This window comes from Burkholderia sp. BE17, from assembly GCF_009362305.1.
Lineage (GTDB): Bacteria > Pseudomonadota > Gammaproteobacteria > Burkholderiales > Burkholderiaceae > Burkholderia > Burkholderia pyrrocinia_C.
Genome location: NZ_WHNU01000002.1, coordinates 188,073 through 213,475 on the forward strand (window position 1 = coordinate 188,073; position 25,403 = coordinate 213,475).

25 protein-coding genes are annotated in these 25,403 nt (G+C 69.3%); 15 read left to right on the top strand and 10 right to left on the bottom strand.

The window, feature by feature from the left end:
* Window positions 1-4: 4 nt before the first annotated feature.
* Complete coding sequence (locus tag GD429_RS03340) at window positions 5-706, top strand: sulfate/molybdate ABC transporter ATP-binding protein (RefSeq protein WP_152855658.1); 702 nt, start codon at window positions 5-7, stop codon at window positions 704-706.
* A 173-nt stretch (window positions 707-879) separates the two neighbouring features.
* Here GD429_RS03340 and GD429_RS03345 read toward each other — a convergent pair whose 3' ends face one another.
* The 3 genes from GD429_RS03345 to GD429_RS03355 form a co-directional block, all read right to left on the bottom strand.
* Complete coding sequence (locus GD429_RS03345) at window positions 880-1,716, bottom strand: TOBE domain-containing protein (protein WP_152855659.1); 837 nt, start codon at window positions 1,714-1,716, stop codon at window positions 880-882.
* A gap of 47 nt (window positions 1,717-1,763) precedes the next feature.
* Window positions 1,764-3,416 carry a CHAD domain-containing protein gene (locus tag GD429_RS03350; protein ID WP_152855660.1) on the bottom strand — a complete coding sequence of 551 codons (1,653 nt, stop codon included), beginning with the start codon at window positions 3,414-3,416 and terminating at the stop codon, window positions 1,764-1,766.
* A 126-nt stretch (window positions 3,417-3,542) separates the two neighbouring features.
* Complete coding sequence (locus GD429_RS03355; protein ID WP_152855661.1) at window positions 3,543-3,926, bottom strand: tautomerase family protein; 384 nt, start codon at window positions 3,924-3,926, stop codon at window positions 3,543-3,545.
* Between the two features lie 109 nt (window positions 3,927-4,035).
* Between GD429_RS03355 and GD429_RS03360 the strand changes: the two genes are divergently transcribed.
* The 5 genes from GD429_RS03360 (at window position 4,036) to GD429_RS03380 (ending at window position 8,737) form a co-directional block, all read left to right on the top strand.
* Window positions 4,036-4,893 carry a LysR family transcriptional regulator gene (locus tag GD429_RS03360; protein WP_152855662.1) on the top strand — a complete coding sequence of 286 codons (858 nt, stop codon included), beginning with the start codon at window positions 4,036-4,038 and terminating at the stop codon, window positions 4,891-4,893.
* Window positions 4,894-4,933: 40 nt separating this feature from the next.
* Window positions 4,934-5,857 carry a DMT family transporter gene (locus GD429_RS03365; protein ID WP_152855663.1) on the top strand — a complete coding sequence of 308 codons (924 nt, stop codon included), beginning with the start codon at window positions 4,934-4,936 and terminating at the stop codon, window positions 5,855-5,857.
* Window positions 5,858-5,924: 67 nt separating this feature from the next.
* Window positions 5,925-6,704 carry a HAMP domain-containing sensor histidine kinase gene (locus GD429_RS03370; protein ID WP_321574375.1) on the top strand — a complete coding sequence of 260 codons (780 nt, stop codon included), beginning with the start codon at window positions 5,925-5,927 and terminating at the stop codon, window positions 6,702-6,704.
* 76 nt (window positions 6,705-6,780) lie between these two features.
* Window positions 6,781-8,124, top strand: coding sequence for a hemolysin family protein (locus GD429_RS03375; protein ID WP_152855664.1), 1,344 nt, complete (start codon window positions 6,781-6,783; stop codon window positions 8,122-8,124).
* Window positions 8,125-8,152: 28 nt separating this feature from the next.
* The gene (locus GD429_RS03380) at window positions 8,153-8,737 is read left to right on the top strand and encodes a thiamine phosphate synthase (RefSeq protein WP_152855665.1); all 585 of its coding nucleotides are present in this window, start codon (window positions 8,153-8,155) and stop codon (window positions 8,735-8,737) included.
* Window positions 8,738-8,816: 79 nt separating this feature from the next.
* Here the strand turns inward: GD429_RS03380 and GD429_RS03385 are convergent, their stop codons facing one another.
* On the bottom strand, window positions 8,817-10,469 hold the full coding sequence (locus GD429_RS03385) for a DUF3459 domain-containing protein (RefSeq protein WP_152855759.1): 1,653 nt from the start codon (window positions 10,467-10,469) through the stop codon (window positions 8,817-8,819).
* Window positions 10,470-10,773: 304 nt separating this feature from the next.
* Between GD429_RS03385 and GD429_RS03395 the strand changes: the two genes are divergently transcribed.
* Both GD429_RS03395 and GD429_RS03400 read left to right on the top strand, forming a co-directional pair.
* Window positions 10,774-11,481: a class I SAM-dependent methyltransferase gene (locus GD429_RS03395; RefSeq protein WP_152855666.1), complete on the top strand. Its 708-nt coding sequence runs from the start codon at window positions 10,774-10,776 to the stop codon at window positions 11,479-11,481.
* A gap of 96 nt (window positions 11,482-11,577) precedes the next feature.
* Window positions 11,578-12,246 (top strand): glutathione S-transferase, encoded by a 669-nt coding sequence (locus GD429_RS03400; protein ID WP_152855667.1) that lies wholly within the window; start codon window positions 11,578-11,580, stop codon window positions 12,244-12,246.
* Window positions 12,247-12,252: 6 nt separating this feature from the next.
* On the opposite strand, the gene GD429_RS03405 is transcribed toward GD429_RS03400, so the two are convergent.
* Window positions 12,253-12,906, bottom strand: coding sequence for a DUF1345 domain-containing protein (locus GD429_RS03405; RefSeq protein WP_152855668.1), 654 nt, complete (start codon window positions 12,904-12,906; stop codon window positions 12,253-12,255).
* 139 nt (window positions 12,907-13,045) lie between these two features.
* On the opposite strand from GD429_RS03405, the gene GD429_RS03410 reads away from it, so the two are divergent.
* Window positions 13,046-13,777, top strand: coding sequence for a metallophosphoesterase (locus GD429_RS03410; RefSeq protein WP_152855669.1), 732 nt, complete (start codon window positions 13,046-13,048; stop codon window positions 13,775-13,777).
* Between the two features lie 42 nt (window positions 13,778-13,819).
* Here the strand turns inward: GD429_RS03410 and GD429_RS03415 are convergent, their stop codons facing one another.
* A complete protein-coding gene (locus GD429_RS03415) occupies window positions 13,820-14,515 on the bottom strand; it encodes an RES family NAD+ phosphorylase (protein WP_415748924.1) in 696 nt (231 codons plus the stop codon).
* 8 nt (window positions 14,516-14,523) lie between these two features.
* Window positions 14,524-14,943, bottom strand: a complete 420-nt coding sequence (locus GD429_RS03420; RefSeq protein ID WP_034185167.1) for an MbcA/ParS/Xre antitoxin family protein — start codon at window positions 14,941-14,943, stop codon at window positions 14,524-14,526.
* A 247-nt stretch (window positions 14,944-15,190) separates the two neighbouring features.
* Here GD429_RS03420 and GD429_RS03425 point away from each other — a divergent pair, with 247 nt between their 5' ends.
* The gene (locus GD429_RS03425) at window positions 15,191-15,973 is read left to right on the top strand and encodes an ABC transporter substrate-binding protein (protein WP_152855671.1); all 783 of its coding nucleotides are present in this window, start codon (window positions 15,191-15,193) and stop codon (window positions 15,971-15,973) included.
* Between the two features lie 945 nt (window positions 15,974-16,918).
* Complete coding sequence (locus GD429_RS40260) at window positions 16,919-17,086, top strand: hypothetical protein (protein ID WP_193727046.1); 168 nt, start codon at window positions 16,919-16,921, stop codon at window positions 17,084-17,086.
* Window positions 17,087-17,112: 26 nt separating this feature from the next.
* Here GD429_RS40260 and GD429_RS03440 read toward each other — a convergent pair whose 3' ends face one another.
* Window positions 17,113-18,576 carry a sigma-54 dependent transcriptional regulator gene (locus tag GD429_RS03440; RefSeq protein WP_152855673.1) on the bottom strand — a complete coding sequence of 488 codons (1,464 nt, stop codon included), beginning with the start codon at window positions 18,574-18,576 and terminating at the stop codon, window positions 17,113-17,115.
* 453 nt (window positions 18,577-19,029) lie between these two features.
* Window positions 19,030-19,947, bottom strand: coding sequence for a metal-dependent hydrolase (locus GD429_RS03445; protein WP_152855674.1), 918 nt, complete (start codon window positions 19,945-19,947; stop codon window positions 19,030-19,032).
* A gap of 572 nt (window positions 19,948-20,519) precedes the next feature.
* Here GD429_RS03445 and GD429_RS03450 point away from each other — a divergent pair.
* The 3 genes from GD429_RS03450 (at window position 20,520) to GD429_RS03460 (ending at window position 23,344) form a co-directional block, all read left to right on the top strand.
* Window positions 20,520-20,861: an FKBP-type peptidyl-prolyl cis-trans isomerase gene (locus GD429_RS03450; RefSeq protein WP_152855675.1), complete on the top strand. Its 342-nt coding sequence runs from the start codon at window positions 20,520-20,522 to the stop codon at window positions 20,859-20,861.
* A gap of 25 nt (window positions 20,862-20,886) precedes the next feature.
* Window positions 20,887-21,660, top strand: coding sequence for a helix-turn-helix transcriptional regulator (locus GD429_RS03455; RefSeq protein ID WP_152855676.1), 774 nt, complete (start codon window positions 20,887-20,889; stop codon window positions 21,658-21,660).
* Window positions 21,661-21,904: 244 nt separating this feature from the next.
* Window positions 21,905-23,344 (top strand): MFS transporter, encoded by a 1,440-nt coding sequence (locus tag GD429_RS03460; RefSeq protein WP_152855677.1) that lies wholly within the window; start codon window positions 21,905-21,907, stop codon window positions 23,342-23,344.
* Between the two features lie 72 nt (window positions 23,345-23,416).
* Here the strand turns inward: GD429_RS03460 and GD429_RS03465 are convergent, their stop codons facing one another.
* On the bottom strand, window positions 23,417-23,887 hold the full coding sequence (locus GD429_RS03465) for a winged helix-turn-helix transcriptional regulator (RefSeq protein ID WP_152855678.1): 471 nt from the start codon (window positions 23,885-23,887) through the stop codon (window positions 23,417-23,419).
* A gap of 155 nt (window positions 23,888-24,042) precedes the next feature.
* Here GD429_RS03465 and GD429_RS03470 point away from each other — a divergent pair, with 155 nt between their 5' ends.
* Window positions 24,043-25,284, top strand: a complete 1,242-nt coding sequence (locus tag GD429_RS03470) for an MFS transporter (RefSeq protein ID WP_152855679.1) — start codon at window positions 24,043-24,045, stop codon at window positions 25,282-25,284.
* The last annotated feature ends 119 nt before the right edge of the window (window positions 25,285-25,403 follow it).

The following is a 25,403-nucleotide window of genomic DNA, read 5'->3' on the forward strand; positions in this document are numbered from 1 at the left end:
CCGCATGAGCCTCATCGTCGACATCCGCAAGACCTACGCGAACGCCGAGCGCCGTTTCACGCTCGACGTGTCGTTCACGGCAGCGACGCAGCGCGTCGTGCTGTTCGGGCCGTCCGGCGCGGGCAAGAGCATGACGCTGCAGGCAATCGCCGGCCTGCTGTCGCCCGACGCCGGCACGATCACGCTGAACGGCGAATCGCTGTTCGACGCCGCGCGCCGCATCGACGTGCCGACCCGGGAACGCCGCGTCGCATACCTGTTCCAGGATTACGCGCTGTTTCCGCATCTGAACGTGCGCCAGAACATCGCGTTCGGGCTCACGTCGGGGCTGCGCAACCCGCGCGCAAAGACGGTGCCGCCCGAAGTCGCGTACTGGCTGCGCGCGTTCGACCTCGAAGCGCTCGCGGGGCAGTATCCGTCGCAACTGTCGGGCGGGCAGAAGCAGCGCGTCGCGCTCGCGCGCGCACTGGTCGCGCAACCGCGGATCCTGCTGCTCGACGAACCGTTCGCGGCGCTGGACGCCGCGATGCGTCAGCGCATGCGCCACGAGCTCGCCGAGTTGCAGGCGCGGCTCGACATCCCGATGGTGCTGATCTCGCATGACCCGGACGACGTCGCCGCGTTCGGCGACCAGGTCGTGCAATTGAGCGAAGGACGCGTGCAGGCGACACCGCCGCACGCCGAGTGGCCGACGCGCGTCGCGTGAGCGCGCGAGGCCGAGGCCGTGGCGCCGGCAGCCACGTTGGAGCCTGAGAGAAGCCGCGCTTCGCGGCATGAGTTGAAAACGGAAACGAAGCCGGTGCCATGCAGACGACGTCCGGCGCCGGCTTCGCCCCGTCCGTCACACGATCGCCGCGGCGCGCCGCCCTGCCCGCGCCGTCAGCCCGTCACCGCGAGAATCACGCTCGATGCCTTGAACAGCGCGATCGCCCGCCGGCCGGCGTCGAGCTGCAGCGCATCGGCGCTTTCGTTGGTGACGACGGCCGTCAGGGTGCCGCCGCCGTCGAGCGCCAGCGTCACTTCGCTGTTCACCGCGCCCGCCGCGACGGATTCGACGCTGCCGCGCAGCCGGTTCCGCGCGGACACCTTCAGGTCGGGCCCGCCATCGTCGACCGCCAGCACGACCCACGACGCCTTCACCAGCGCGCATGCGGCCGCACCTTCCTGCAAGCCGAGCGCATCGGCGCTTTCGTGCGTCAGCACGGCGACGATCGGCTGCCCGCCTGGCAGCGCGAGCGTCACTTCGTCGTTGACCGTGCCGCGCACGATCGATGCGACCTTGCCGAACAACTGGTTGCGCGCGCTGGTCTTCATGCCGATCCGGCCGATCAGCGCCCAGTCGACGTCGAACCCGGCTACGGCCGCGCTCGCGGCCTCGATGAAACGACGATGCTCGCGCTCGATCGTGCGGAACGCGGCGATCAGCGACGTCGCGCGCGGCGTCAGCGTCGTGCCGCCGCCGCCCTTGCCGCCCGTCGAACGCGCGACGAGCGGTTCGCCGGCGAGATTGTTCATCGTGTCGACCGCATCCCATGCAGCCTTGTAGCTGAGGCCGACGGCCTTCGCGGCGCGCGTGATCGAACCGGTGTCGCCGATCGCCGCGAGCAGCGCGATGCGCGTGGCGCCGCCGAGCGTCTGCTCGCCCGCGCGCAGCCACAGCTCGCCGCCCAGTTCGAGCGGTTCGGAGGACGGGTAAGGTTGCGGTGCGTCGGTCATCGTATGGGTGCGGGAAACGGTCGGCAATTATAGTCAGCGCGCGCCGCTCAGCCCCGCTTGCCGTCGAGCTTCGGCGGACGCAGGCTGGCCAGCAGCACCTCCGCGTCGTGCGCGGCACGCTGTTCGAGCGCCGCGCCGTAACCACGCACGAAACCGAGCTGGTACGGCGGCGCCGCCAGTTGCTCGAGATGATGCAGCGCGGCCATCGTGTCGTTCGCTTCGCCGAGCACGCTCTGCACGCGCGCGAGCGTCTTGACCGTCTCGTTGCGCGTGCGGCGCGACGCCAGCGACGCGAAGAATTCGAGCGCATAGCGCAGCCGCTTCGTGTCGATCCGCACCCGATGGCGCGCAGCCGTATCGAGCGACGTGAGCGACGGCGATGCGTAAAGATGGCCGAACAGCCGCCGCACGCGCTTCGTCGCATGACGCCGCAGCGACGGCGCGTCGCCGCCTTCGGCAGGCGGCAGCGCGAGCGTACTGAGCCATTCGAGCCAGCCGAGCGTCAGCCGCGCATAGCGGGCCGAATGCAGCGCTTGCCGCAACTCGCCGCGCGCGACCATGGATTGCGCGCGCGCGGCGTCGAGCGTGCCGTTCCAGTCGGCGTCGGCGCTGCCATCGTCGGCCGCGATCAGCGCGGGCAGGCTTTCGGTCGAGAACACGTCCCAGTCGCGCACCGTGCCGAGCAGCGCGGCAAGCCAGCGCAGGTCGGCACCGAACGTTTCCTGCCACTGGCGGTCGGCAAAGAGCGGGAAGAAGCGCATCAGCGTGCGCAAACGGCGCAGCGCGACGCGCATCTGGTGCACGAATTCGGGATCGTCGCGATCGAGCACGCCGCCCTCGTTGCCGAGCCATTGCGCGACGATGTCGCCGGACAGCGCGAACAGCGCGGCGCGCTGCGTGCGGATGCCGGTCAGGTCGACGAGCCGCGCCTTGACCGGCCCGGCGGCGGCCGGCTCGCCCGCACAGGCGCGGTCGATCACGCTCGTCAGTTGCACGAATGCGGGCCACGCGCCGCTCAGTTCGCGCGCCGCGGCAAACAGCGTGTGCAGCGCGGCCGTGCGCGCGGCGGAGGTTTCCCAGTCGGGCGCGGAAAGACGCAGCTCGACGTAGCGGCGCGGCGGCTCGTCGCCGCCGTGCAGCGTGACGTCGTCGAGCGTCATTTCGACCACGACACCGCTGTCGTCGGCCCACCGCCCGCGCCGCCGTTCGCTCACGAGGCGCAGCGCCGACGATTCCTGCGGCGTGCCGGCGATAGGGCGCTCGGTGGCGTCCGGCGCGATACCGTCAGCTTCGTCGGCTTCGTCGACTTCGCCCGTCGGTGCATCGGCATCGGCCGCGGCGGCCGTCGCGGGCAGCGGCATCGCGACGACGATGCCCGCGTGCTCCGCGTCGAACAGTTCGCGCTGCGTGACGCCAGGCGCGAACACCTTCGTGCGGGACGCGACGACCCGCCTGCCATGCGCATTCGACTCGACCCAGGTCCACCAGCTCGCGCCGGGGCTCGGCTCGGCCTCCTCGACCTGGCACGGCTCGATCGTCACGCGTTCATGGCCTCGGCGCATCCGGACCTGCGGGCAGATCCGCCATGCGCGCACGAGTTCGGCGCCGAAATCGCGCTGCGTGCCGCGGGCGCGACTCGCAGCCTTGACCGGCCAGCCTTCCAGCGACAACGACAACACGATTTCCAGCACACGCGACATGGAAGCTCCTGCACATGAAGAATCGCCGGCGCGTCGTCCACGCCGGCGTCGTCCGTGAAGCAACTTCCATAGTACACGCCGTCAAAACGCGCGGGCGACGATCCGGCCCCGTCGCCCTGTCGCGCATCAACCGGCGTATTGCGCGATGCCGTTGCCGAACGACCAGTCCTCCTTCAGCACCTCGACAAGACTGATGAATACGTCCTGTTGCCGCACGCCGGGCTGCCGCGCGAGGTTCTCCGCGATCGTCCGGTACAACGCCCGCTTCTGCTCGAGCGTGCGCGTGTTGTTCGCGGTGATCTGGATCATCACGAGATCGTCGCTGCGTTCGATGTCGAGATAGTGGCGGCCGAACACGAAGTTCTCGGCCGCATGCTCGGTGACGACCATGAAGATGTCGTCCTCGGGCACGTTGAACGTGTGCATCAGCGCGCGATGCACGCCGTCGACGAGCGCCGCGCGATATGCGGCCGGTTTGCCTTCGCGCACTGCGATACGGGTGAATGGCATGGTCCTGCTCCTGTCGGTGACGTTGAAGAACGGAAACACGACGTCAGGTTAGGCCCGCCTAACTATAATGAACAGTCATCAATGAATATTTCATTCATTTTCATTTGAAATGAAAGTACTCGATCTCGATGCCGTGCGCGCGTTCGTGCTGGTTGCCGATCTCGCCAGCTTCACCCGCGCCGCCGATGCGCTCGGCACCACGCAATCGGCCGTCAGCCTGAAGCTGAAGCGGCTGGAGGCGCACCTCGGCAAGCCGCTGCTCGCGCGCACGCCGCGCGTGGTCAAGCTGGCCGCCGACGGCGAGAACTTCCTGCCGGCGGCCCGTGCGCTGCTCGACGCGCACGACCACGCGCTCGGCGCAATCTCGGCCGGCACGCACCGCCTGTCGCTCGGCGTCAGCGAACACGTCGCGGTGCCCGACCTGCCGGCCGTGCTCACGAGCTTGCATCGACAGGATCCGGGGCTGTCGCTGGAAATGCATCTCGGGATGTCGGCGGGCCTGCTCGCGCAATACGACGAACGCAGGCTCGACGCGGCGATCGTGCGGCACGAACCCGGCGAGGACCCGCCGCGCGAGGACGGCACGCTACTGTTTGCCGAACCGCTGGCCTGGCTTGCCGCGCCGGACTGGGCGCCCCGTGCTGGCGAGCCGCTGCCGCTCGCGGTGCTGGCCGGCCCGTGCGGCGTGCGGGCCGCGGCACTGCGTGCGCTCGACCATGCGGGGCGGCCGTGGCGCGAACGCTTCACGGGCGGCGGTGTCGCGGCGGTCACGGCGGCCGCCGCGGCGGGGCTCGCCGTCTGTCCGCTCGCGCGGCGTGTCGCGCCGCGCACGCTGGTCGACGTCGGCGCGAAATTCGGGCTGCCGCCGCTGCCGCAGTCGCAGGTCGTGCTGTATTCGCGCGTGCGCGACGCACGTGCGGCCGCCGCGCTGCGCAGGTTTGCCGACAGCCTTGCAATCTCGGCGTAAGCTGTGGAGTTTCGCCGCCCGCAATCTTCAGAAGAATCCAATGAAGCCCGAAGCCCGCAAGCACCTCCACGCCAACCTGCTGATGCTCGCCGCCGCCGCGATCTGGGGCTCGGCGTTCGTCGCGCAGCGACTGAGCCTCGACGTGATCGGGCCGTTCCTGTTCACGGGGCTGCGCTTCCTGCTCGGCGCGCTCGTGCTGGTTCCGCTGCTGATGCTCAACGCGGCGTCGCGCGCGCAGTTCGCGGCGATCCGCCGCGAGCCGGCGCTGCTGCTGCCGGGCCTCGCGCTCGGCGGGCTGCTCGCGGTGTCGATCTCGCTGCAGCAGTTCGGCCTGCAGTACACGCGGGTCGCCAACGCGGGCTTCATCAGCTCGCTGTACGTCGTGATCGTGCCGCTGATGGGCGTGTTCGCGCGCCACCGGATCGGCGCCGGCACGTGGTTCGGCGCGCTGCTCGCGGCGATCGGCCTGTATTTCCTCAGCATCGACGAGCATTTCTCGGTGCTCTACGGCGACTGGTTCCAGCTCGCGGGCGCCGTCATCATCGCCGCGCACGTGATGGCGGTCGGCCATCTCGCGAAACGCCACGATCCGCTCGTGCTCGCGTTCATGCAGTTCGTCGTCTGCGGCGTGGCGTGCCTCGCGGTCGGCCTGGCCGTCGAGCCGATCAGCGTCGCGATGCTGCGCGGCGCGCTGCCGACGCTGCTGTACGGCGGGCTGCTGTCGGTCGGCATCGGTTATACGCTGCAGGTCGTCGCGCAACGCGACGCGGCACCCGCGCACGCGGCCGTGATCTTCAGCATGGAAGGCGTGTTCGCGGCGATCGCCGGCTGGGCCGCGCTCGGCGAAACGCTGACGCTGCGCGCGCTCGTCGGCTGCGCGCTGATGTTGGCCGGCCTGCTTGCGTGCCAGTTGCTGCCGAACGGCGACGCGCGGAAAAAGGACGAGGACGCGCTGCCGGCGTGACACGCACCGTCCCTATAATGGCGGTTCGCGTGACTTCCACGCCAACCGCTTCCGACAGGCCTGCTCCGTGACGTCCACTTCCGTCGATCCCGCCGCTGACCTGCTGCGCGAACGCGCAGCGCACTACGCCACCCAGGCGGCGCTGTTCCTGCGCGACCAGGCGCTCTCCACCGCGTCGCACGACCTGCGCAGCCCGCTGAACGCGATGCATAGCTGGGCATACGTGCTCGAGCGCCAGCTCGCCAATGCCGATCCGAACCTGCAGCGCGCGCTCGCGGGCATCCGCACGGGCATCGACCAGCAGGTGACGCTGATCGACGACGTGCTCGATGCACCGCGCGCCGAAACGCGCACGCTCGCGATCGCGCCGCGGCCGCTCGCGCTGCGCGCGCTGCTCGACGACACGCTCGCGCTCGTCCGTTTCGCGCTCGCCGACGCGCGGCAGGTCGCGCTCGACGCGACGCTGCCGGACGGCGAGCCATCGCTGTCGGCCGACCGCGAACGCATCGCGCAAGCCCTCTGGACCATGCTGACGGCGGCCGTCGAGGCCAGCGCCACCGGCAGCCGCGTGACATTCGCGTGCACGCGCGACGGCGCGCAGTTCGTCGTGCGCGCCACCTGCACCGTCAGCGCCGACGCGCTCGCCGATCCCGCGCAGCCGCATGCGTTCGAATCGTTCGCGCGGCGCGAGATGCTGCGCGAGCGCGACGCGAAGCGGATCGCATGGGCGCTCGCGCTGTGCCAGCGCGTCGCGCTCGCGCACGGCGGCACGTTCTCGCATACCGCGTTCACCGACGGTGCGACCGCCACCATCACGCTCGCCGTTCCCTGCGAGGCGCCGGTGTAAGCAATCGGCCGCCCGAAACATTACAAATCCATTTCAGGCTCTATACTGATGAGCCTGTCATAACCGGAGCGATTCTTTGTTACAGATCTTCGCGCTCATCGGCGCGTTGTTCCTGGTGGCCCTGAACGGGTTCTTCGTTGCGGCCGAATTCGGCCTCGTCAAACTGCGCGCGACGCGCGTCAAGACCCTCGCCCGCAAGCACGGCCTGCGCGGGCGCATCCTCGGCATCGTGCACGGCCGGCTCGACGCGTATCTTTCCGCGTGCCAGCTCGGCATCACGCTCGCGTCGCTCGGCCTCGGCTGGGTCGGCGAACCGGCCTTCGCGCAACTGCTCAGCCCGTTGCTCGACCTGATCGGCGTGCAGTCCGAACGCGTCGTGCACCTGATCTCGCTCGTGTTCGCGTTCTCGCTGATCTCGTTCCTGCACATCGTCGTCGGCGAGCTTGCGCCGAAATCGATGGCGATCCGCCAGTCCGAGAAGGTCGGCCTGTGGGTCGCGCTGCCGCTCTATGCGTTCTACTGGGCGATGTATCCGGCGATCTGGGTGCTCAACAACAGCGCCAACGCGGTGCTGCGGCTTGCCGGGCTGTCCGCCGACCACGGCGGCGACGCGCATTACTCGACCGATGAGCTGAAGCTGATCCTGCGCAGCCGCCGTAGCACGGCCGGCAACACGGCACAGCCGGCGCGCGGCACGTACAGCAACGACGAGTGGAACACGCTCGCGCATTCGCTCGATTTTTCGTCGATGACCGTATCGGACCTGATGCGGCCGGCCCATGAAATGATCGGCCTGCGGCGCGACCTGCCGCTGCCCGACAACATGGAGATCGTCGCGCGGCACCGCTTCAGCCGCTATCCGCTGTTCGAGGACGCGTCGCGCGAACAGGTAAGCGGGCTGATCCACCTGAAGGACCTGCTGCTCGCGCGCCACGCGGGCGCGGCGCTCGAAGACCTGTCCGACTACGTGCGCCCCGTGCAGTACGTGAGGCCCGACACCCCGGCGCTCGACCTGTTCCGCCGCTTCCGCAAGGGTGCGCCGCACTTCGCGCTGGTCGGCAACAAGGGCGAGAAGCCGATCGGCTTCCTGACGCTCGACAACCTGCTCGGCGCGCTGGTCGGCCAGATCCACGACGAGTTCCGCCAGGGCGATGCCGACTGGAGCCGCCTCGACGACGGCACGCTGATGGGCAAGGGCAGCCTGCCCGTCGTGTCGCTCGAGCAGGCGCTCGGCATCGACATCGACGAAGGCCGCGCGGAATCGGTCGGCGGCCTCGTGATCCAGGCGCTCAGCGACCTGCCGAACGAAGGGCAGCGCGTGTCGTTCGACCGCTTCGACGTCGTCGTGAAGAAGATGAACGGGCCGCGCATCGTGCTCGTGCGCGTCTATCCGAAGATCGCGAAGGAGGCCGACGAATGACGGCTTCTCGTTGTCGGCGCCGCACGCGATGAACGCAACGCTGCCGCGCTGCTGCGTGATCACGCCGGAGCCGGCGTCCGCGTCGGCGGCCGATTGCGATGCGTTCCTCGACCGGCTGTCGGCCGTGCTCGCGCGCGGCGAGACGCTCGTGCAACTGCGCGTGAAATCGCTCGATGCGGCCGCGTTCGCGCGGCTCGCCGCCGCGGCGCTCGCGCGCTGCGATGCGGCCGGCGCGCACCTGATGCTGAACGGCCCGATCGACGCGGCCGGCGTGATGCGGCTCGACGGCGCCGGCTGGCATCTCGACGGCACCGCGTTGCGCGCCGCCGCGCAGCGGCCGTTGCCGGCCGGACGATGGGTGTCCGCGGCCTGCCACACGCACGACGACCTGCTGCTGGCCGCGCGCGTCGGCGCGGATTTCGTCACGCTGTCGCCCGTGTTGCCGACGCTCAGCCACCCCGGTGCGCCGGCGCTCGGCTGGAGCCGATTCGACTCGCTGGCCGCGCAGGCCGCGATGCCCGTCTACGCGCTCGGCGGAATGACCCGCGCGCATCTCGACGACGCGCGCCGCCACGGCGCGTACGGCATCGCAGGCATTCGCGGGTTCTGGTAGCCCGGGGCGTTCCGGCAAAACAGCCGCCGGGCGCGGAAGCGCCCTCGGCCGTTCGGATAGTTACTCGCCCAGGCGTTCTTCAGGCGTTCAGGTTCGGACGCGCCCCGCGCCACGAGCCATCGTCGATGCGACGCACGTCGTGCGTGAGCGCATACCGGTTGACGTCGCCCGTCAGCCACGCGACGAGCGAATACGGCGGCAACTCCCCTTCATCGACCCGGTCGCGCGCGCGCGCCGGCGTCTCGAACACGACCTGCCCTCTCGGCGCATCGAACGGCACCGCATCGGGCGACAGGTTCAACGCGATCGTCAGCGTCTCGTCGTCGGCAAGGCGCCATGACGCAAGCAGCGCGTCGGCATCGCCGTCGCCGCCCGCCTTCAGCGCATGCGCGTCCTGCGGCCGGCAATCGGACAGCCGCGGCGCGATCAGCTTCGCGCGCACCGCGAGCGCCGACTGCACGAAATGCGCACGATCGGCGTCGCGCGCGGTTTCGTCGAAGATCAGCGGGATCTGCGGCGTGAGCAGCGACAGCGCGAGCCCGGCCAGGCCGGCCTCCTGCCCTCGCTCGCCCTGACCGCAGTCGCGCCACGCGCCATCGGACAGCACCAGCGACGTCAACGACAGACCGGTTTCGGCGGCCATGCCTTCGGCCGGCGCGGCCGGCTGAAACGCCGCGCCAGCCGCGGTCAGCGCGCGGGCGAGCGTATGGATCGACTGGTGCGTGGAAATGCCTTCATGGGGCGATGTGTCTCGCCCCGTCAGCCGGTGCAGCGCGCGTTCGCCGCAACCGTTCCACTGCGCATCGAAATGGGTATCGGCGAGATGCGCCGGATGCCGCTCGCTGCCGAGCACGAGATGGATGAACCGGTCGGCCGGCACGGCCGCGCGCACGCGATCCGCGATCTCGCGCAGCCACGACACGTCGATCCGGTCGGCCTCGCGCAGGCGCAGCCCGTCGCAACGGTATTCGTCGATCCAGTACAGCGCGTTGTCGCAGAAGAAATCGCAGACGTCCGGATGATCGAGCGCCAGCGGCGGCGCCTGCAGCGGATCGTCGCGTGTATGGAAAAAAGGCTCCGTGAAGTGGCGCAGCGCGTCGGTGCCGCTGCCGAAGCGCGCGTAGTCGAGTTCCAGCAGCACCGCGAGGCCGAAACCGTGCGCGTCGTCGATCAGCGCCTTCAGCGCATCGGGGCCGCCTTCAACCGCAAGCGGCGCGAACGGCAGGCTGTCGTGCGGCGATGCGAGCAGTTCCAGCGCGGTCACGCCGAGGCGCGCGAGCTGCGGCAGGCGGCGGCGCACGCCGGCGAAGCCGCCCACCGCGTGCGGGCGAATCGCGTAGAGCGCCATGTCTTCCCACGCACGCCCGCGCCAGAACGTGTTGCGCCACGTGAACGCGCGCGGATCGACGACCTCGCTCGGGCCGTTGAGCCCTTCGGGTTGCGAGCGCGACGCGGGATCGGGAATCGACACGGCATCGTCGAGGCGATAGCGGTAACGCGCACCCGCGCCGCAATCGGCGAACACTTCGAACCAGTTCGGGCCGGCGGCCGTCATCGGGACGAGCGTCGGGCCGTAGCCGGTATCGAGCTCGAGCTGGACCTGCGTGCTGCCCGGCGCCCACACGCGAAAATGCGTGCGCGGTGTCGTGCCGAGCGCGCCGCAGGGCTGCGCGCCAAACGGCAAACAATGAATGTAGTGCTGCGCGTACGGATCGTGCGGACAATCGGACATCATGCGCTCCTCGTGCGTGCCGAGCGGCATGGCCGCGCCACTGGCGCGGCGCATCGGGGCCCGGCATGCGACGGCCAGGCGGGGGGAGAGGACCGAGTATGCGCCGGATTCGCCACCGCGATGCATCATGGTCAGACATTTTTAAATGCGAATCGACCCCCGGAAAATCGGCAGTCCGACGCTCGCCGAATCGGGTAGTCGGCATACCGGAATGACCGCTCGCCTTGTTGCGTCGACCACGCGCGCTTACGCTCTGCGCCATGCTCGCGGACACGTCGTCCGCGCCCGACCCGAGGAACCCGCCATGTCGCTTCCCGCCAGCGCCGCGAAATTCGATCCGGCACGCGCACACGAATACGCCGAGCAATCCCGCATCGCACTCGCCGGCTACGATGCCTGCCACGAACTCACCGCGTGCATGCTCGCGTCGGCGATCGGCGCGCCCGATGCGCGGATACTCGTCGCGGGCGCGGGCGGCACGGGGCAGGAAATCTGCGTGGCGGCCGCGCTCGAACCGGGGTGGCGGATCACGGCCGTCGACCCGTCCGCGCCGATGCTCGCGCTCGCGCGCACGAACGTCGAAGCCGCGGGCTTCGGCGCGCGCACGGCGTTCGTCGAGGACAACGTCGATGCGCTGCCCGACGCACCCGCGTTCGACGGCGCAACGCTGATCGGCGTGCTGCATCATGTCCCGGGCGACGATGCAAAGGCGGCGCTGCTGCACGCGATCGCGCGACGCCTGAAGCCCGGCGCGCCGCTCGTGCTCGCCGGCAATCATCGCCGCTACGCGGACCACCCTCGCCTGCTCGACGCGTGGCAGCAGCGCTGGCGCATGAAGGGCGCCACGCCCGACGCCGTGCGAACCCAACTCGCGAAGATCCTGCAGGGCGCCGATCCGCCCGCGTCCGAGGAAGCCGTGTTCGACCTGCTGCGCGATGCGGGCTTCGATGCGCCGCTGCGCTTTTTCGCGAGCCTGTTCTGGGGCGCGTGGATCGCGGTGCGGCGCGCATAACGGCTCGAAGCGGCTCGAAACGATGAGCGATGCGATTCGCATACACGCCACGCGCGCTGGGTATGATGTCGTTCCCGCCCCCCTTCCGGCCTCGACATGCTCACCGTCCATCACCTGAACAACTCGCGCTCGCAGCGCGTGCTGTGGCTGCTCGAAGAGCTGGATGTGCCGTACGAGATCGTGCGCTACGAGCGCGACCCGAAAACGATGCTCGCGCCGCCCGCGCTGCGCGCGATCCATCCGCTCGGCAAGTCGCCCGTCGTCACCGACGACGGCCGCACGTACGCCGAATCGGGCGCGATCATCGAGTACCTGGTCGAACGCTACGGCAACGGGCGCCTCGCGCCGCCGCCCGGCACGCCCGAGCGGCACGACTACACGTACTGGCTCCACTACGCGGAAGGGTCGGCGATGCCGCCGCTGCTGCTCAAGCTCGTCGCGCTGCGGATCGCGCATGCGCCGATGCCGTTCTTCGCGCGGCCGATCGCGCGCAAGATCGCCACGACGCTGCAGTCGGGCTTCGTCGATCCGCAGATCGCGCTGCATCTCGGCCATATCGACGGCGCGCTGAAGCGCACCGGCTGGTTCGTCGGCGACGGCTTCAGCGCGGCCGACATCCAGATGAGCTTCCCGCTCGAAGCCGCGACCGCACGCGGCGGCGGCAGCCAGTACCCCGCGATCGCGCGCTTTCTCGACACGATCCACGCGCGGCCCGCGTACCGGCGGGCGCTGGAACGCGGCGGCCCGTACGACCTGCTCAAGTAACCGGCGTCAACTCAGCAACCCCGCCGCGACGTTGATCGACAGCCCGAGCACGGCCATGTTGAAGTAGAACGACAGGATCGACTGCGCGAGCACCGCGCGCCGCGCGGAGCGGTTCGCCAGCGACACGTCGGCCGTCTGCGACGCCACCGCGAGCGTGAACGCGAAATACAGGAAATCCCAGTAATCGGGTTCGGGGTGCTGGTCCGGGAAGCGCAGCGCGCGGTCGCTGCTCGGCGAACCGTAATAGAGCCGCGCGTAGTGCAGCGTGAAGATCGTCGGGATCAGGAACCACGCGCCGAACAGCGTCGCGCCCGTCACCGCGTAATGGCCGAGCCCCGCGCGAAACCCGACGCCCTTGGCCGTCGCCAGCTCGATCGCGATCGCGGCCACGCTCGCGACCGTCGCGAGGCACACGACCGTCAGCACCGTGGTCGCGTTCTCGTCCTCGCGGATCGCGATTTCGCGCACCTTGTGATGGCGCGCGGTGACCATGCGCACCCACATCAGCACGAGATACAGCCAGATCGCGCAATCCCAGCCGATCAGCGCACGCGCGGTCGGACGCAGCTGAAACGGCAGCAGCACCGCGCACAGCAAGCCCGCGACGAACGCCGCGACCATGCGCGGCCGGTTGCGTAATACCTGCGGATAAAACGTCATCGTGAAATTCCGAAAGCGGATGGAAAGGGTTCGAACGGCGCGTGGTGCGGCCCGCTGCGCCGCGCCGGCGGGTACCGCGCCCCGATTATCGCCATTCCGTCGTGACGTGGCGATGGGCGCGAGCGCCTAAGATACTGGGATGACTGCCACCGCCTCCCTCTGCCGCCACCCAGCGAACACGGCCGGCCGCGACTTCGTCGTCGGCGACCTGCACGGCTGCGTGGACGTGCTGCGCGCGCTGCTGCACGACGTCCGCTTCGATCCGGCCCGCGACCGCCTGTTCTCGGTCGGCGATCTCGTCGACCGCGGCCCCGCCTCCGAAACCACGCTCGACCTGCTCGACCGCCCGTGGTGCCATGTCGTGCGCGGCAATCACGAGGAAGTGCTGAGCCTCGTGTCGCGCGGCAAGCTGTCGCCCGACGCGTGGCGCGGGATCGGCGGCGACTGGGGCGCCGACCTGCCGCCGGAGCGGCTGCACGCGCATGCGGCACGCGTCGACGCACTGCCGCTGGTGCGCGTGATCGGCGACGGCCCCGAGCGCTTCAACGTGCTGCACGCGGAATTCTTCGGCTCGGACGCCGAGCTCGACACCGGCAGCTATTCGCACGACGTGCGCGAACGGCTGATCTGGGGCCGCGATCTCGTCCAGGGGCTCGCCGATCCGGCGCGGCAGGCCGGACTGTCGCTGACCTGCACCGGGCACACGCCCGTGCGCGCGCCGCAGCGGATCGGCGCGCAGTGGTTCATCGACACCGGCGCGTTCGCGCCGTCCGGGCGGCTCACGCTCGCCGAGCCGCGCACCGGCAGCACGTGGTCGATGACGCAGGCCGAGGCGCGCGAACGCCACGCGGGCGACTGGCCGCTGCCTTAGTCCCCTCGCGCCTTCACGCCCGCAACGGCCCGCGAGCGAACGCTAGCCGACCTGGTTCAGTTCGAACACGGCGTCGACAGCCGAGCCGTTCCAGTTGTATTCCAGGTAGGCCGCATGACGGCAGTCGCGCAGCAGCGCGGTGCGGAATGCGGCCAGACACTCGCCGCGCGGGTCGCGCACCGACGGATAGACGATCCCCGCGCCGCCCGCGTTGCGCACCGCGCGGCCGAGCGCCTGCCCCGCGCTGTAATCGAGCGGATGCAGCAACGCGGGATCGCGCTGCGGCCACGTGCGCACGTCGACCACGTCGCCCTGCGCGAACACCGTGTAGAGCCGCATCTGCTGGCGCATCGGCGGCTCCTTCGTCGCGGCCAGGAACAGCGCGCCGTGATAGCGCGTTTCGGCGATCGCGGTGTCGCGCGAGCGGGCGCAGTAGAACACGCCGTAGCTGCCGTCGGAAAAGCGGCTGCCCTGCGGATTCAGGTGCGTGAACGCGGCCATGATCGGCCCCCAGCCCAGCCCGTAGCGGCGCTCGGCGGGCGGCACGAGGTCGAGCGTACCGACTTCGTTGCGGATGCGGTCGTTGGTCAGTGATTCGAGCGCGTACAGCGCGTCGAAATCGTCCGCCGACGCGACGCGGTCGAACAGGTTGATCGCAGGAAAACGGGTGGGGATCACACGATAGGCAGGCGCCCAGTCGACGGCGGTCGTGGGCCATTGTTTTGCTTCGATCGGCATCGTCATCGTCACGCCCAGCCACCTCGCATCGCGTCGAGATATTGCCGGACGGCGACCAGATCGCCGACGTTGCCGGCCAGCATCCGGTCGAGCGCGCGCTTGCCGCCGAACGGCGCCGCGTCGTTGGGCCGCTTGACCCATGCGTCGGCCGCGGCCGGCTGCGGCAGCAGGATCTGCAGCGCCTTGTAGATGCCGAGCAGCAGCGATAGCCGCTCGAGCGTATCGCGCGGCAGCCGTGCCGATTCCGGTGCGGCCTTCCACTTGAAGAACGTCGAACGGCCGGGCGACCCGAGCAGCACGATCTGCTCGTCGATCGTCAATTCCCAGTCGCGCGCGATGTTGAAAAACGCACGCAGGCCAGCCGCCGACATCTGCGCGAACGAAGCCTGCGGCGGGGCGGAATGCGAATCGTAGGCAGGCTGTGACATGATGGTTAGTCTCGAAATGAATTCACTAACAAGACTAGTCCATTTTCGTATTTTTGCAAGGGTCGACACCCGACGATCGGCCAGCGGTGGCCGCCCCGCGCTTCCGGCAAAACGATATTTTTTGTCCATTCTGGACTCTTATTTTATTTTCTGCGTTAATGGCCGTGCGGACAGCGCGTGCAGACGCGGTCCTGTCCGCGGAACCGTGTCGCACAGAACCGGAAGCACCACGCCAAGGAAACGCACCATGAAGAGACTGATTGCCGCTGTTTCGATCGCCCTGCTCGCGGTATCCGCAGGCCCCGCCGTCGCGAAGGACTGGACCACGATCCGCTTCGGCACCGACGCCAGCTACGCGCCGTTCGAGTCGAAGGCGCCCGACGGCAAGCTCGTCGGTTTCGACATCGACCTCGGCAACGAGATCTGCACGCGCCTGAAGGCGAAGTGCGTGTGGCTCGAGAACGATTTCGACGGGATGATTCCGGCGCTGAAGGCGAAGAAGTTCGACGCGGTGCTGTCGTCGATGTCGATCACGCCGCAGCGCGCGGAACAGATCGGCTTCACGACGAAGATCTACAACCAGCCGACGCGGCTCGTCGTGAAGAAGGGCTCGCCGCTGCTGCCGACGGCCGAATCGCTGAAGGGCAAGTCGATCGGCGTCGAGCAGGGCACGACGCAGGAAACCTATGCGAAGGCGTACTGGGGCAAGCAAGGCGCGAACGTCGTGTCGTACCAGAACCAGGACGGCGTGTATGCGGACCTGACCTCGGGCCGCCTCGACGCGGCGCTCCAGGATGAAGTGCAGGCCGCGATCGGATTCCTGAAATCGCCGCGCGGCGCGAACTACCAGTTCGTCGGGCCCGAGCTCGTCGACGAAAAGGTGCTCGGCATCGGCGCCGGCATCGGGCTGCGCAAGGAAGACGCCGACCTGAAGGCGAAGATCGACCGCGCGATCGTCGACATGGTCAAGGACGGCACCTACAAGCGGCTCGCGTCGAAGTACTTCGACTTCGACATCTACGGCGGCTGAAACGGCGTCGCGCGCGTACGGGCGCTACTCCCGTCGCGCGCGTCCGACCGCCCCTCCCCTCACCACCGGGCGGCGACGGCATCGTGCCGTTCGCCGCCGCATCGAATTCATCCTCGGTCGCGCGCGCGGCGCAACGTGTCGAACCTGATTCGGATTGCAGATCGATTGCAATGGTTCGCGCGACCGATGGGCAACGCGACCGGATCTCGTGCGAATTCAGTAGGCGAAGATCGGGCGTCGCGATACCGGCGCCCGTGCGCACATGCCCTTTCGAGTCGGGTCTGCGTGCAGGAAAGTCCCGACCCGGCGCGGATGACCGGGAATCAGCCGGATCCGCCTCGCACCGGGCGCGGAGAGATGGCCAGTCGATGCATGCCGGCCGGCTGCGAGAACGACGTTCGACCGGCGATGCTCCGAATCACTGCGATCGCGGCCTGCCGGCCGCGGCGTGTGGCGATCGATCATTTTTCTACCCCGTTTTCAGCCTGGTGCTTGTTCCGGCAACCGGACGATGCCGGCGCCCCGACGATCAGGCGACGACGTTCCATGCTCGCCGGAACGCGGCTGCTGCGCCGCGCTCCACCACCGCATCCCCGCGGACTGCGTCCTGGCCGGTACTGACAGGGTTCGCTGCAGAACCGGCCGGACCTCGCGTCGTCGACTTTCGTACGTTCATATCCGCAAGGAGCGGGCCAGCTTCGCGCGCGCCCATCCGCACAAGGGTTTGGGCGCACGGGATGAGGGCCGGAACGGGTGCGGAATGCCGGAAGTTGCGAATCTGAAACATGCGTCGCGCGGCACGCGCCGGCCGTGTAGCGACCGAGCCTTGCGGGATAAGGCTGAATAATGGAGCACGGAATTCTTTCCGACCGGCGCTGTTGCGATCGGCCGATTCCCAGCGGAAATTCGCCCGGTTGCCGACGCGAAACGTTTCATGCGCTTTACATGCCCGGCGGCATCGGGGCCGTCGATCGCGCGCAGGCCCGGACGGCGATTGCGGGGCCGGCCGATCCGGCTGCCGATCGCACGGCTCTATACTGCGAAACCGAAACGGGGCACGCGTTGCGCGTGCCCGTCACGTTCGTGCTGCACCGGCTCTGGACCTGTCGCTGAGCCGGTTCACGCGCTTGACGCACCGCTCAGCCGACGCGCTCCCGCCCCGCGTCGCCGGGCGGCGTGCCATCGTGCCCGCCGTTGTTGTCGTGATCGTTCAGCCCGTGCTCGATCATCATCCGGTAGAGCGTCACGCGCGAGATGCCGAGTTCGGCGGCAGCCTTGTTGATCCGGTGATCGTTGCGCAGCAGCGCATTCTCGATCGCGGTTCGCTCGGCGAGCGCCCTCGCCTGTTCGAGCGTCACGGGTTCGGTTTCGCCCGGCGTCTCGAGCCCGAGATCGTGCGGCGTCAGCAGCCGGCTCTCGGCCATCACGATCGCTCGCCGCACGCGGTTGATCAGTTCGCGCACATTGCCGGGCCACTCGTAGCGCCGCAACGCATCGAGCGCGGCCGACGTGAAACCGCTGATCTTGCGGCCGCTGTCTGCCTTGAACTTCTGCAGCACGTAATGCGCGAGGATGTCGATGTCCTTGCCGCGCGCGCGCAGCGGCGGCTCGTGAATGCGCAGCACGCACAGGCGGTGATACAGATCCGCGCGGAAGCGCCCGGCCTCGACCGCGCCGTCGAGATCCACGTGCGTCGCCGAGATGATCCGCACGTCGACCGCGATCGATTCCTGTCCGCCGAGCCGCTCGATCTTCCCTTCCTGCAGGAAGCGCAGCAGGCTCGCCTGGCTTTCGACCGGCATGTCGCCGATCTCGTCGAGAAACAGCGTGCCGCCGTTCGCCGATTCGATCCGGCCCGCTCGCCGCTGGTTCGCGCCGGTGAACGCGCCGCGCTCATAGCCGAACAGCTCCGACTGCAGCAGGTGATGCGGAATCGCACCGCAATTGATCGCGACGAACGGCCCCTTGCCGCGGCCGGAACGCTCGTGAATCGCGAGCGCCGTCAGTTCCTTGCCGGTGCCCGACTCGCCCGAGATGAACACGCTGGCGTCGGTCTTCGCGACCTTGCGGATCGTGCTGAACAACTGCTGCATCGCCTCGCAGTTGCCGATCATCCCGTGTTCGCCGATCGACGCCGCATAGGCTGCGCCGTCGACGCGGTCGAGCGCGGCCATCCCGCGCGCGTGGCCGAGCACATGCGAAATCCATTCGTAGGGCAGCGGCAGCGTCACGTAATCGAAACAGTAGCTGCGGATCAGTTCACGCACGGCGGGACCGATCGTGATGCCGGCCTGCGCGATCGAAATCCAGCCGATCGCCGGCTGGCTCAGGCACGCTTTCAGCGCCGGATAGTCGCGCGACGTGAACCCCGTGAAATCGACCAGCCCGGCGGCGACGTTTACGCCGGAAGTCATGTTCTGCGCGGCGCCGGCTGTCTTCGCGACCGCGATCTCCCAGCCGAGCCCGCGCAGTTGCGCGAGCAACGGCTCGTCAGGCGTACGCATGATCACGAACAGCTTGCGTCCGGCCTCGGGAGCGGTGACGGACACGTGCGTCATCTCGGGTGCCGCTTGCCCATCTGCGTCGGGTGACCTTGCAACCATCGTTATTCCCCGCTTGGCGTTGGTATCGCGCGCCGGCTCGCCGCCGCGTACGACGGACCACGATTGAACCGACATATTGGCCGCATTTCCGTCCGAATAAAATCCCCCTGTGCATGAATCCTGCGTGAGGTGGGTACTGTCATGAACGGTATATCGATGCGGCCGGCCTGCGGCTAGATGGGTGTTATCCCTGTAGCGTGCGCGGCACGAACCCGGAACGGATGGGCGCACGGCGCGCAAAGCCGCGCCGGTGCTGGCGCGCGGCGTTCGCGTACGATGCGGCGCATGGAGAATCGGGCCGTCGGCGGGTATGTGCGCGGCCGGTCGACCGGACAGCCGGACGCCCGCGCAGCCGGTTCCGATTGATTTCGGTCAATCGTCAGAGGAAGCCGGATGATGCAGGAACGCAACATGCTCGGTGCGACGCCGCACATGGCAGCGCGGCGGATTGTGTCAGCGGCCCGACGCGACCGGCGCCAGCGCGTTCGCGCGGCCGCGGCCGGCCGGCGTGCCGCCGTGTTCGCCGTAAGCGGCGACGAGCGCGTCGACTCGCGCGAGATGGTGATGGTTGTCGTGATCCCACGGATGGAAGCCCGGCCGGAAAAAGCTCAGCCATTCGCCCGCGATGCGCGGGAACAGCCCGCGGCGCGGCCCGTACAGGAACGCGATCGTGCGCAGCATCCCGCGCACGTGATGTCCGGCGCCGCGATCGCGCCACAGCAGCGTCACGTGCATCAGGAACACGGCCGGCCAGAACGTCAGCGTCGTCAGCAGATACACGCCGATGCGGATCAGGTAACGGCGCAGCCCCGGCTTCATCACGGCATTCCACACGTCGAACGACACGGCCTTGTGCTCGGTTTCCTCGAGCGCGTGCCATATCCACATCTGCCGGTAGCCGTCGACCGAGCCTTCGAGGCGCGTCGGGTCGCGCAGCAGCCACTCGGCGAGCATCGCCGTGTAGTGCTCCGCCGCAATCGTATGCGCGAGCTGCACCGAATGCGGCAGCTTGCGCTTCATGTAGCCGAGCACCGCCCACACGCGCTTGTCGAGCTTGCGCGCGGGCAAGCGGTTCGCCTGCATCCGCTCGTTGTATTCGACGTGCTCGCGCGTATGCATCGCTTCCTGGCCAATGAAGCCGAGCACCTGCTGCTTCAGTACCGGATCGTCGATCCGGTCGCGGTAATTGCGCACCGAATCCATGAAGAAGCGCTCGCCGGCCGGGAACAGCAGCGACAGCGCGTTGAAGAAATGGGTCACGTGCGACCCGAGGCCATGCCAGTCCTTCGCGCGTTCGACCGGCAGGTCGAAGCGCAGGTCGCGGCGCACCGGCATGATCCCGGCTGCGGTGGCGGAAGCGGCTGACTTCATGTTCATCGTTCTCCTGTTCCGGAGCGGCCCGGCGCGTGGTCCGGCGCAGGCTCCGGCGGCGCATCGCGCACCGCCAAAATCTTGACATCGATAAATGTAAAGATAGGCCGCCCGCGCCGGCGCGCGCAAGCCGCGCGGTAGATGCGCGCTTCCAAACAGGGCACGGTCGAAAAGGCGGAAAAAACGACGTTCGAACCGCGCCCGGGCGGGCCGCGATTCGAACGCTCACGCCGGCCTGCGAGCGACGCGAGGCGGTCGGCGCTGCGACTCGCCATCTGCCCGAATGCCCCGTGCGACGGGCGTTTCGACGAATCCGGCGGCGGCGCGCGGCATATGGAATACCGCCCCGGCAGCACCGATTCATACGCGCGGCGCACTCGCACGGTGCAACCCCGGTCGCGCGGCCCGCGCAAAATTCAAACGCACGTTCCATTCGCGTTTGCGGCGATCGCGGGCGCGCTGCCTCGCAGCCGTCCGCGGCACGCGGGCCGGCGGGTGAAAGCCACGTGCGACGGCCCGCTGCGGGCTCGCCTACAATAGCGGTTTTACGCAACCCTCTTTCAGGAGTAGTCATGTCTGTCATCACGACCGAATCGGGCCTCAAATACGAAGACCTGACCGAAGGCACCGGCGCGGAAGCGCAAGCCGGCAAGACCGTCAGCGTCCACTACACGGGCTGGCTGACCGACGGTCAGAAATTCGATTCGAGCAAGGATCGCAACGACCCGTTCGCGTTCGTGCTCGGTGGCGGCATGGTCATCAAGGGCTGGGACGAAGGCGTGCAGGGCATGAAGGTCGGTGGCGTGCGTCGCCTGACGATCCCGCCGCAACTCGCCTACGGCCCGCGCGGCGCAGGCGGCGTGATTCCGCCGAACGCGACGCTCGTGTTCGAAGTCGAACTGCTCGACGTCTGACGACGCCCCCGGCCGTTTCCTTCCGATGGAACGCATCGCGTCCCCCGCCATCGCGCTGCGCCGCTACGACACGTGCGAAGCGTCGGACGTGCACGACTTCCACCAGGTCGTGCTCGGCGTCGATGGCGCGATGGTAATGGCGGTGGACGGGATCGGCCGGCGCATCGACCGGCACGCGGCCTGGCTGATTCCGGCCGGCGCGCGCCACGACTACGCGGGCCTCGGCGACAATCGCCAGCTCGTGATCGACCTGCCCGCGGCATCGCTCGCGGTGCCGCAACGGTTGTTCGACCACGCACGCGCGGTGTCGATCGACCCGGCCCTCACTTCGCTCGTCGCGCAGGTCGCGGCGGCGACCGCGCAACTCGATGCGCCGGCCGGCGACGCACGGCAGGCCGCCGCGCACCGTTTCCAGTGGCAGGCCGCCGCGCGCCTGTGCGGCGCGCTCATCGACGATGCCGGCATCGCCGCGCCCGCGTCGGGCCTCGATTTCGCGCGCATCGACCGCTGGCTGCGCGCGCGACTCGCCGAGCCGCTGCGCATCGCCGATCTCGCCGCGCACTGCGGCTACGGGATGCGCCGATTTCATCAACTGTTCGTCGACGCGTTCGGCGAAACGCCGCATCGCTACCTGCAGCGGCTGCGGCTCGACGCGGCGGTCGTGCTGCTCGCCGACGGCCGGCATCCGCTCGTCGACATCGCGGGCATGGTCGGCTTCGCGGATCAAAGCACGTTCACGCATGCGTTCACGAAGCGCTTCGGCGTTGCGCCGGGCCGCTGGCGCGGCGAGCGGCATTGAGCGAATCCGTCTCCCTGAGCTGAGCACGCGTCGATCCACATAGCGTCACGGTTCGGCAAACCGCATCCGCGCAGGCCCGGTCGCGGCCTTCATCGCCTCCGCTTCTTTCCTGCTTCTTTCCTGCTTCTTTCCCGCTTCTTTCCCGCTTCTTTCCCGCTCGCAGCCCGGCCGCAGCGCGTCGCGCGTATCGACGCTTCACGTCCCGCTGAAACGTCGCCCGCCCGTCGCGTCCTACGATGGGCGCATGGATACGACCACGCCTTCCCCCGCCTTCCCGCCCGCGCTTGCACGCGTCGTCGCGACCGTCAGCACCGGTTTCGTCGTCACGCAGCTCGATGTAACGATCGTCAACATCGCGCTCGCGCATCTCGCCGGCGACCTGCACCTGCCGGTCGCCGGCCTGCAGTGGGTCGTCGATGCGTACACGCTCGCGTTCGCGGTACTGATGCTGTCGGGCGGCGCACTCGGCGACCGCTTCGGCGCGCGCCGCCTGTATGTCGCGGGCCTCGCGCTGTTCGCGCTCGCGTCGCTCGCGTGCGGCGCCGCGAGTGCGCCCGCGATGCTGATCACGGCCCGCGCGCTGCAGGGTGTCGGCGCCGCGGCGATGCTGCCCAATTCGCTCGCGCTGCTCAACGACGCGTGCCGGCACGACCCGCACCTGCGCGCGCGGGCCGTCGGCTGGTGGACGGCGGCCGGCTCGATCTCGATCGCGGCCGGCCCGGTCGTCGGCGGCCTGCTGATCGCGGCGTGGGGCTGGCGCGGCATCTTCCTCGTGAACCTGCCGCTGTGCGCGGTGGGGCTCGCGGCCGCGTTCGCGTGGGTGCCCGCACGCCGCGAGACGGCCGCGCGCACCCGTTCCCTCCGCGCGCTCGACCTGCACGGCCAGCTCATCGCGATCGCGATGCTGACCGCGCTGACCGGCGCGGTAATCGAATGGCGGCCGCTCGGCTTCGCGCATCCGGTCGTCGCCGGCGGGTTCGCGCTGGCGGCACTTGCCGCGCTCGCGTTCGTCGCGGTCGAGTCGCGCACGGCCACGCCGATGCTGCCGCTGGCGCTGTTCCGCCATCGCACGTTCAGCGCGGCCGTGCTGTTCGGGATCTGCGTGAACCTCACGTACTACGGCACCGTGTTCGTGCTCGCGCTGTACCTGCAGCGCGCCCGCGGCGAATCGGCGTTGCAGGCGGGTCTCGCGTTCCTGCCTCTGACCGGCGGCTTCCTGCTGTCGAATCTCGCGAGCGGCCGGGTCGTCGCGCGTCACGGCCCGCGCGCGCCGATGCTGGCGGGTGCGCTCGTCGCCGCGCTCGGCTACGGGTCGCTGCATTTCGTCGATGGGTCGACGCCGCTGCCCGTGCTGCTCGTGCCGTTCCTGCTGATTCCGTCGGGAATGGGGTTCGCGGTGCCGGCGATGACGACGGCCGTGCTCGCATCGGTCGCGCCCGAGCGGGCCGGCATTGCGTCGGCCGTGCTGAATACCGCGCGGCAGGCCGGCGGCGCGATGGGTGTCGCCGCGTTCGGCGCGCTCGCAGACGGCGGTGGTCCGTGGCAGGTGGTCGACGGGTTGCGGATCGACACGGCCGTGTCGGTCGCGCTGCTGATCATCGCCGCGCTGCTCGCGACGCTGGTCCGACCCGATGCGCATCGCGGCACATCGCCGGTGCGTCACGCATTGCCGGCTGCCGATTGACCTCGCGCGGTCACGCTTCGCCGGGGTCGCGCAGAATCAGGCGAAGCCGCGTAAAAACGTCGCGCGTGACACTCACCGCCGCGTCGCGCCCGCTTCGTCGCCGACCTTCCTCACGAGCGTGTCGGCCGCCTTCACGAGCCGCCCGTCGTCGTGCCGCAGCGCGAGCTTGCGGATCGCGCGCCCCGTGTCGCGGTCGACCAGCACCGAATGCGGCTCGCCGCGCGCGAACAGGTTCGCCTCGCCCCACTGCCGCAGCATCACGATGACCGGAAACAGCCCCTCGCCCTTTTTGGTCAGCGCGTACTCCTGATACGCGGTGCCGTCCGACGCCGGCACGACGTCGAACACGCCGGCGTCCACCAGCATCCTGAGCCGGTCGGACAGGATGTTGCTCGCGACGCCGAGGCTCGCGCGAAAATCGCCGAAGCGGCGCACGCCGTCGAACGCATCGCGCACGATCAGCAGCGCCCAGCGATCGCCGACGATATCGGTCGCCCGCGCTACCGGGCACGGCGAATCCGCAAGACTTTTCTGCCTGGCCATGTTCCTCTCCGCATTCTCGTGCCGGCCGCCTTCACGGCAGCGCCGGCCATCCGTGCGCGGGCCCGTCGCCCGCCGCACAACAAGTTGCATTTTAAAACTACTTTTCCTACACTCACACCAGTTTCGAATTGCAACTACTTTGCGTTAGGAAACCGATGGCGCCTTCCTGTCATTCAAGCACCGTTGCGTCGAACGCAGCGAATGCACCGAACGCCGCGCATCCGGCCGGCGACGGCCGCCTGTCCGCGGTGCACGTCTCGCTGCTGGCCGTCTGCTGCGCGGCGAGCGTCGCGAACGTCTACTACGCGCAGCCGCTGCTCGATTCGATCGCGCGGGATTTCGGCGTGTCGCAAGCCGCGGTCGGCGGCGTCATCACCGCCACGCAGCTCGGCTGCGCGCTCGCGCTGCTGTTCGTCGTGCCGCTCGGCGATCTGCTGAACCGCAAACGCCTGATCGCCGTGCAGCTTCTGCTGCTGACGGCGGCCTGCATCGGCGTGGCGGCGGCGTCGACGCGCATCGCGCTGCTGGCGGGGATGGTCGCGGTCGGGCTGCTCGGCACCGCGATGACGCAAGGGCTGATCGCGTGCTCGGCAGCGCTCGCGGGCGCCGGCGAACGCGGGCGCGTGGTGGGCGCCGCGCAGGGCGGCGTCGTGATCGGGCTGCTGGCCGCGCGCTCGGTGGCCGGCGTCGTCACCGATATTGCCGGCTGGCGCGCGGTCTATCTCGCCTCGGGTGCGCTCGCGATCGCGATGCTCGCCGTGCTGTCGCGGATGTTGCCCGACACGAACGGGCCGCGCGAACGCATCGGTTACGCGGCGCTGTTGCGATCGATGGTGTCGCTGCTGCGCGATGAGCGCGTGCTGCGCGTGCGCGGCGCGATCGCGCTGCTGATGTTCGCGGCGTTCAGCATCTTCTGGAGTGCGCTGGTGCTGCCGCTGAGCGCACCGCCGCATTCGATGTCGCACACGCAGATCGGCGCGTTCGGTCTCGTCGGCGCACTGGGCGCTGCCGCCGCCACGCGCGCGGGCCGGCTTGCCGATCGCGGGCGCGGCGAAGCGACGACCGGCGCCGCGCTCGCGCTGCTCGCGTGCTCGTGGCTGCCGCTCGCGTTCGGCGATACGTCGATTGCATTGCTGATCGTCGGCATCGTGCTGCTCGACGTCGGCGGACAGGCCGTCCACGTCGTCAACCAGAGCATGATTCTCGGCACGCGGCCCGACGCACATGCACGGCTCGTCGGCTGCTACATGCTGTTCTACTCGGCCGGCAGCGGGCTCGGCGCGATTGCGTCGACGATGACGTATGCGCGCGCCGGATGGACGGGCGTCTGCGTGCTCGGCGCGGTCGTGAGCCTGGCCGCGCTCGGCGTGTGGGTCGCGACGCTCAGGCGCGCGTGACGCGTGCCGGCGATGCGGATCGGGTGGGGAAAGCCGGCACGCCCGTAGCGGGCGGCCGGTGCGCGAACCGGCGCGCATGCGCGCCGGTTCGACCTTCGGTTCGGCACGCACGATGCGCG